Raw genomic sequence first — 6,999 nt, 5'->3', positions numbered from 1 at the left:
GCTGCGAAGGCTGCGCCGGCATCCGGTCCGGCCGCCGCGACACCGCCGCAAGCGGCGTCGGGAGCCGCGTCGGGCGAGTCGGACACCCCGCCGCTCGACCTGAACGGCGGTCCCGAAACGACGCAAATTCCGGCAGGCCAACTGGTACCACCGACGCGTTTCAATTTTCCGTCATTCAAATTGCGCTGAACGTGCGGCGGTAACAGATCGATACGACTCTCGCAGTTTGCGCATGGATTGCCGTCGAACTCGCGTGCTAAGGTCGGCTCAAACGCTTGCACTACTTTTAAGACTAGGCTCGATATGAAAAAACTTTTCCTGATTCCGTTGTTCGCTGCGTTGTTTTCCTTTGTGAGTGCCGGGGCATCGGCGCAAACCGTGGACACGAATTCGCCGGACGTCCTGATCAAGACCGTCACCCAGCAGGTGATCGACGCGGTGCGCGCCGACAAGTCGATCCAGCAGGGCGACATTTCGCACATCACTCGTCTCGTCAACGAAAAGATTCTGCCGTACACGGATTTCCGCCGCACCACGCAACTGGCGATGGGCCGTAACTGGCGCACGGCCTCGCCCGAGCAGCAGAATCAGGTGGTCGAGCAGTTCAAGATGCTGCTGATCCGCACGTACTCGGGCGCGCTCGCGCAGGTGCGCGACCAGCAGATCCAGTACAAGCCGTTCCGCATGAATCCGGACGACACCGACACGGTGGTGCGCTCGGTGGTGATGAACAACGGCTCGCCGATCGAACTCGACTACCGCCTGTACAAGACGCCGCAAGGCTGGCGCGTGTATGACATCAACGTGCTCGGCGCATGGCTGATCCAGGCGTATCAACAGCAGTTCAATGAGCAGATCCAGCAGAAGGGCGTTGACGGGCTGATCCAGTTCCTCACGCAGCGCAACCAGCAACTCGCCGCGGGCAAGCAGTCGTGAGCGAAGTGCTGAGCGCCGTCGCGAACTGCTTCGAGAGCGGTGCAACGTTGACCCACGAGAGCGCGAAGGCCGCGCTCTCGGCGGGTTTGCAACGCATCTCGGCCGGCGCGACCGGTGTGGATTGCGCGCCGCTCACGCAGTTCGATTCCTCCGCGCTGGCCGTGTTTCTCGCATGGCAGCGTGCCGCTGAGGCTCGCGGCCTCAAATTTAAGATCGTCAATCTGCCGGCTGGTCTCGCCAGTCTCGCGCAGGCCTACGGCGTCGATACGCTGGTGTGTCCACCAGAGTTGGCGCTTTAGCGCTCATCCAGGTCCCACGCAACGCGAGTCGACCGGGGTTAGCGCTTTCGCGCATACTCCGGCCCGACGCAACGCGAGTCTCTGGGCTTCCCGCTTTGGCGCCCACGCCGCTCCCCCACCATCGCCGCATTGACGCTCCCTCCGCGTCACTTTCAATCCTTCCGGTCGAGTCGGGCCCGCTGATTTTTGCCCTATAATCAAACGTTTTTTGGTGCTCGTTACCGGCCCCAATTCCGTTTCTCCCAGCATTTTGTTGACCCTGCTCCGGGCTGCTCAAGGCTCCCACAGGGTTCATTTAGGCGCTGCGACCCACGCGGCCCACAGTCATGTCAGCCATAGAAATTCGTAACGTCAAGAAGCGCTACAAAGACTTGCAGGCGCTCAAGGGCGTCAGCCTCACAGTCGAAGAAGGCGAGTTCTTCGGATTGCTCGGGCCGAACGGCGCGGGCAAGACGACGCTCATCAGCATCCTCGCCGGCCTCGCGCGCGCCGATGAAGGCAGTATCGCGGTGCGTGGCCACGACGTCGTGACCGACTTCCGCGACGCGCGACGCGCGCTCGGCGTGGTGCCGCAGGAACTCGTGTTCGATCCGTTTTTCACCGTCCGCGAAACCTTGCGCATCCAGTCCGGCTACTACGGCCTGCGCAACAACGACGCGTGGATCGACGAGATCATGGCCAATCTCGACCTCACCGATAAAGCCGACGCCAATATGCGCGCGCTGTCGGGCGGCATGAAGCGTCGCGTGCTGGTCGCGCAGGCGCTCGTGCACCGCCCGCCGGTAATCGTCCTCGACGAACCGACCGCGGGCGTCGACGTGGAGCTGCGTCAAACGCTGTGGAAATTCATCTCGCGCCTGAACCGCGAAGGCCACACGATCGTGCTGACCACGCACTATCTCGAAGAAGCCGAGTCGCTGTGCGACCGCATCGCGATGTTGCGGCGTGGCGAAGTGGTCGCGCTGGAGCGCACCAGCACGCTGTTGCAGCGCTTCGCCGGCATGCAGCTGTTCGTGCGTTTCGCGCAGGGCGTGCTGCCAGCGGAGCTGCGTCCGCTCGAAGCAGAAAGTGGCGCGGGCAACGGCAATGGCCGTCAGCATCTGCTGCGCCTCACGAGCTACGACGACGTCGAGCGGATTCTCGCGCAGTGCCGCGCAGCGGGCTGTACGTTCGAAGAAATCGAGGTCCGCAAGGCCGACCTCGAAGATGTGTTCGTTCAGGTGATGAACGGTCCGGAAGTGATCGAGGGGCTTGCATGAGCGGCTACAGTGGATTCAGTACGCTGTTTTACAAGGAGTTGCTGCGTTTCTGGAAGGTGGCGTTCCAGACCGTGCTCGCACCGGTCATCACCGCGCTGCTCTATCTGACCATCTTCGGCCACGCATTGCGCGACCACGTGCAGGTCTATCCGGGTGTCGAATACACGAGCTTCCTGATTCCGGGTCTCGTGATGATGAGCGTGTTGCAGAACGCGTTCGCGAACAGCTCGTCGTCGCTGATCCAGTCGAAGATCACCGGCAACCTGGTGTTTGTGCTGCTGCCGCCGCTGTCGCACTACGAGATGTTCGCCGCCTATGTGCTCGCGGCAGTGGCGCGCGGGCTCGCGGTCGGCTTCGGCGTGTTCATCGTGACGATCTGGTTCGTGCCGGTCAGCTTCACCGCGCCGCTCTACATCATTCTGTTCGCGCTCTTCGGCGCGGCGATTCTCGGCACGCTCGGTCTGATCGCCGGGATCTGGGCGGAGAAGTTCGATCAGCTCGCCGCGTTCCAGAATTTCCTGATCATGCCGCTCACGTTCCTGTCGGGCGTGTTCTACTCGACGCATACGCTGCCGCCGGGCTGGCGCGAAGTGTCGCGTCTCAATCCTTTTTTCTACATGATCGACGGCTTTCGCTACGGTTTCTTCGGGATGTCGGATATCAATCCGCTCTTGAGCCTTGCGATCGTCGCCGGTTTCTTCGTGGTGCTGGCCGTGGTGGCGATGCGCATGCTCGCTTCCGGCTACAAACTGCGCCACTGATCAGGAGCTTCTCTCATGTTGCCGACTCCCGAACAGGTCAAGCAATACATTGCGGCTGGGCTCGCTTGCCAGCATCTCGAAGTCGAAGGCGACGGCCAGCACTTCTTCGCGACCATCGTGTCGCCGAGCTTCGAAGGCAAGCGTCCGATCCAGCGTCATCAACTGGTGTATGCGGCGCTCGGCGACCGCATGCGCGAAGAAATCCACGCGCTCAGCATGAAGACGCTGACGCCCGCCGAATGGCAGAACGCGTAATCTGGAAATTTAGTGCGAATTACTCAAGAAGGGCGCGACGCGGGTAGCGGCGCGTCGAACACGGTCAATGCAGCCCCGGCCGAAGTCCGGGTCAATCAGGAACTGACAGGCATGGATAAACTCGTCATTGAAGGTGGCTACCCGCTGTCGGGTGAAGTCGTCGTCTCGGGTGCGAAGAACGCGGCATTGCCGATTCTGTGCGCGGGTTTGCTCAGCGCGGAGCCGGTGCATCTGGATAACGTGCCTGACCTGCAGGACGTGCGCACGATGCTCAAGTTGCTCGCCCAGATGGGCGTGCGCATCGAGAGCGGCGAAGGCCGTGTGACGCTGGACGCGTCGAAGGTCGACAACGTCGTCGCGCCGTACGAGATGGTCAAGACCATGCGTGCGTCGATCCTCGTGCTCGGCCCGCTGGTCGCGCGCTTCGGCCACGCGCGGGTGTCGCTGCCGGGAGGCTGTGCGATCGGCGCACGTCCGGTCGATCAGCACATCAAGGGCCTGCAGGCGATGGGCGCCGAAATCACGATCGAGCACGGCTTCATCGAAGCCCGCGCGAAGCGTCTGAAGGGCGCGCGCATCGTCACCGACATGATCACCGTGACCGGCACCGAAAACCTGCTGATGGCGGCGGTGCTGGCCGAGGGCGAAACGGTCATCGAGAACGCGGCGCGTGAGCCGGAAGTCGGTGACCTCGCGCATCTGCTGGTCGCGATGGGCGCGCAGATCGAAGGCATTGGCACGGATCGCCTCGTGATCCAGGGCGTCGACAAGCTGCATGGCGCGAAGCACACGGTGATTCCGGATCGCATCGAAGCCGGCACGTTCCTGTGCGCGGTGGCGGCAGCCGGCGGCGACGTCACGCTGCGTAAAGTGCGTCCGCTGATTCTCGAAGCCGTGACCGAAAAGCTGCGCGAAGCGGGCGTCACGATCGAAGAAGGCGACGACTGGATGCGCGTGCGCATGGACAAGCGTCCGAGCGCCGTCACGTTCCGCACCTCCGAATATCCCGCGTTCCCGACCGACATGCAGGCGCAGTTCATGGCGCTGAACACGATCGCGGACGGCACCTCGCAGGTCGTCGAAACGATCTTCGAGAACCGCTTCATGCACGTGCAGGAATTGAACCGCCTCGGCGCGAGCATCACGATCGACGGCAACACCGCGCTCGTGAACGGCGTCGGCAAGCTGTCCGGCGCGATGGTGATGGCGACCGATCTGCGCGCGTCCGCGAGTCTCGTGATCGCCGCGTTGCGTGCCGAAGGCGAAACGCTGATTGACCGTATCTATCATTTGGATCGCGGCTACGACCGGATGGAGACCAAGCTCAACGCGATTGGTGCGAAGGTGCGCCGCGTGTCCGGGAGCCAGGCATGAGTTCGATGCCGCAAACGTCGTCCTCGCCGGCGGTGAGCGCACCGCTCACGCTCGCGCTGTCGAAAGGGCGTATCTTCGAAGAAACGCTGCCGCTGCTGGCGGCAGCCGGCATCGAAGTGGCCGAGGACCCGGAAACCTCGCGCAAGCTGATTCTGCCGACCACCGACGCGAACCTGCGCGTGATCATCGTGCGCGCCACCGACGTGCCGACCTATGTCGAATACGGCGCGGCCGACTTCGGCGTGGCGGGCAAGGACGTGCTGCTCGAGCATGGCGGCAGCGGCCTGTATCAGCCCGTCGACCTGGATATCGCGCGCTGCCGGATGTCGGTCGCGGTCGCAGCGGGTTTCGATTATGCGAAGGCTGTGCGCCAGGGCGCGCGCCTGCGGGTGGCGACCAAGTATGTTGAGACCGCACGTGAGCATTTTGCCGCCAAGGGCGTACACGTCGATCTGATCAAGCTGTACGGTTCGATGGAACTGGCGCCGCTCGTCGGCCTCGCCGATGCGATCGTCGACCTGGTGAGTTCGGGCAATACCTTGCGCGCCAACAACCTTGTCGAGGTGGAGGAGATCATGGAGATTTCGTCGCGCCTCGTCGTGAACCAGGCCGCGCTGAAACTGAAGCGCGCCGCGCTGCGGCCGATTCTCGACGCGTTCGAACGTGCGTCGAAAGCCGGCTGAACGGCGGCCCGATAATGTTGTGACCACGCTGTAAAGCGCGCCTTACCGAAAACGGATACCCGTATGTCTATCAAGATTCGCAAACTCGATTCCACCGCTCCCGACTTCCACAAGTCGCTGCATGCGGTGCTCGCGTTCGAGGCGAGCGAAGACGAAGCAATCGAGCGCTCGGTCGCGCAGATTCTGAACGACGTGAAGGCGCGCGGCGACGCGGCGGTGCTCGACTACACGAACCGCTTCGACCGGCTCGACGCGAAGAGCGTCGCCGCGCTGGAGCTGCCGATGGCCGAGCTGGAAGCGGCGCTCGAAGGTCTGGAGCCGAAGCGTCGTGCGTCGCTCGAAGCGGCGGCGGCGCGCGTGCGCGGCTACCACGAAAAGCAGAAGATCGAGTGCGGCAGCCATAGCTGGCAGTACACCGAGGCTGACGGCACGGTGCTCGGCCAGAAGGTCACGCCGCTCGATCGCGCGGGCATCTACGTGCCGGGCGGCAAGGCCGCGTATCCGTCGTCGGTGCTGATGAATGCGATTCCGGCGCGCGTGGCCGGCGTGCGCGAAATCGTCATGGTCGTGCCCACGCCGGACGGCGTGAAGAATCCGCTGGTGCTGGCGGCAGCACTCCTCGGCGGCGTGGATCGCGTGTTCACGATCGGCGGCGCGCAGGCGGTGGGCGCGTTGGCTTATGGCACACAAACCGTGCCTGCGGTCGACAAGATCTGCGGTCCCGGCAACGCGTACGTCGCATCGGCCAAGCGCCGCGTGTTCGGCACGGTCGGCATCGACATGATCGCCGGGCCGTCGGAAATTCTCGTGCTATGCGACGGCACCACCGACCCGCGCTGGGTCGCGATGGACCTGTTCTCGCAAGCCGAGCACGACGAACTCGCGCAATCCATCCTGCTATGCCCGGATGACGCGTTCATCGCGCGCGTGCACGATGCGATCAACGAATTGCTGCCGACCATGCCGCGCCAGGACGTGATCCGCGCGTCGCTCGAAGGGCGTGGCGCGCTGATCAAGGTGCGCGACATGGCGGAAGCCTGTGCGATCGCCAACGACATCGCCCCGGAACACCTCGAAATCTCCGCGCTGGAGCCGCATCAGTGGGGCCAGCTGATTCGCCATGCGGGCGCGATCTTCCTCGGCCGCTACACCAGCGAGAGCCTCGGCGACTACTGTGCGGGACCGAATCATGTGCTGCCGACGTCGCGTACCGCGCGGTTCTCGTCGCCGCTGGGCGTCTACGATTTCTTCAAGCGCTCCAGCCTGATTGAAGTCAGCGCGGAAGGCGCGCAGACGCTCGGCGAGATCGCCGCTGAACTCGCGTATGGCGAAGGCCTGCAGGCGCATGCCCGCAGCGCCGAATACCGGATGCGGCAGAATAGCAACGATCGCGGCTAGGAGCGGCGGGGCGCTGCGACTCTGACACGGAAGA

General features: G+C 63.6%; 8 protein-coding genes and 1 pseudogene. All 9 read left to right on the top strand.

Annotation, left to right across the window (positions count from 1 at the left end):
- Positions 1-189: pseudogene (locus CIC12_RS33015) on the top strand (MlaA family lipoprotein); the annotation flags it as partial.
- Between the two features lie 114 nt (positions 190-303).
- Positions 304-936, top strand: coding sequence for an MlaC/ttg2D family ABC transporter substrate-binding protein (locus CIC12_RS08655; protein WP_168663717.1), 633 nt, complete (start codon positions 304-306; stop codon positions 934-936).
- On the top strand, positions 933-1,235 hold the full coding sequence (locus CIC12_RS08650) for an STAS domain-containing protein (RefSeq protein ID WP_168663716.1): 303 nt from the start codon (positions 933-935) through the stop codon (positions 1,233-1,235). The genes CIC12_RS08655 and CIC12_RS08650 overlap by 4 nt, the downstream gene beginning before the upstream one ends.
- A gap of 326 nt (positions 1,236-1,561) precedes the next feature.
- Positions 1,562-2,494, top strand: coding sequence for an ABC transporter ATP-binding protein (locus CIC12_RS08645; protein WP_042329180.1), 933 nt, complete (start codon positions 1,562-1,564; stop codon positions 2,492-2,494).
- On the top strand, positions 2,491-3,255 hold the full coding sequence (locus CIC12_RS08640) for an ABC transporter permease (protein ID WP_168663715.1): 765 nt from the start codon (positions 2,491-2,493) through the stop codon (positions 3,253-3,255). The genes CIC12_RS08645 and CIC12_RS08640 overlap by 4 nt, the downstream gene beginning before the upstream one ends.
- Before the next feature lie 15 nt (positions 3,256-3,270).
- The gene (locus tag CIC12_RS08635; RefSeq protein WP_007180203.1) at positions 3,271-3,510 is read left to right on the top strand and encodes a BolA family protein; all 240 of its coding nucleotides are present in this window, start codon (positions 3,271-3,273) and stop codon (positions 3,508-3,510) included.
- Positions 3,511-3,528: 18 nt separating this feature from the next.
- Positions 3,529-4,884, top strand: coding sequence for a UDP-N-acetylglucosamine 1-carboxyvinyltransferase (murA, locus tag CIC12_RS08630; RefSeq protein ID WP_446727995.1), 1,356 nt, complete (start codon positions 3,529-3,531; stop codon positions 4,882-4,884).
- Positions 4,881-5,567, top strand: a complete 687-nt coding sequence (hisG, locus tag CIC12_RS08625) for an ATP phosphoribosyltransferase (RefSeq protein WP_042329176.1) — start codon at positions 4,881-4,883, stop codon at positions 5,565-5,567. The genes murA and hisG overlap by 4 nt, the downstream gene beginning before the upstream one ends.
- 63 nt (positions 5,568-5,630) lie before the next feature.
- A complete protein-coding gene (gene hisD / locus CIC12_RS08620) occupies positions 5,631-6,965 on the top strand; it encodes a histidinol dehydrogenase (protein WP_168663714.1) in 1,335 nt (444 codons plus the stop codon).
- The last annotated feature ends 34 nt before the right edge of the window (positions 6,966-6,999 follow it).

This window comes from Paraburkholderia sp. SG-MS1 (genome assembly GCF_012275575.1).
In the GTDB taxonomy this organism is placed as follows: Bacteria; Pseudomonadota; Gammaproteobacteria; order Burkholderiales; family Burkholderiaceae; genus Paraburkholderia.
Note: the sequence above shows the minus strand (reverse complement) of the source record. Positions and strands in the feature narration are given on the sequence as shown.

Bases quoted from the DNA above. Each gene is read 5' to 3' on its own strand.
- CIC12_RS08655 (WP_168663717.1), top strand. From the start codon at position 304: ATGAAAAAACTTTTCCTGATTCCGTTGTTCGCTGCGTTGTTTTCCTTT.
- CIC12_RS08645 (WP_042329180.1), top strand. From the start codon at position 1,562: ATGTCAGCCATAGAAATTCGTAACGTCAAGAAGCGCTACAAAGACTTG.
- CIC12_RS08640 (WP_168663715.1), top strand. From the start codon at position 2,491: ATGAGCGGCTACAGTGGATTCAGTACGCTGTTTTACAAGGAGTTGCTG.
- CIC12_RS08635 (WP_007180203.1), top strand. From the start codon at position 3,271: ATGTTGCCGACTCCCGAACAGGTCAAGCAATACATTGCGGCTGGGCTC.
- hisG (WP_042329176.1), top strand. From the start codon at position 4,881: ATGAGTTCGATGCCGCAAACGTCGTCCTCGCCGGCGGTGAGCGCACCG.
- hisD (WP_168663714.1), top strand. From the start codon at position 5,631: ATGTCTATCAAGATTCGCAAACTCGATTCCACCGCTCCCGACTTCCAC.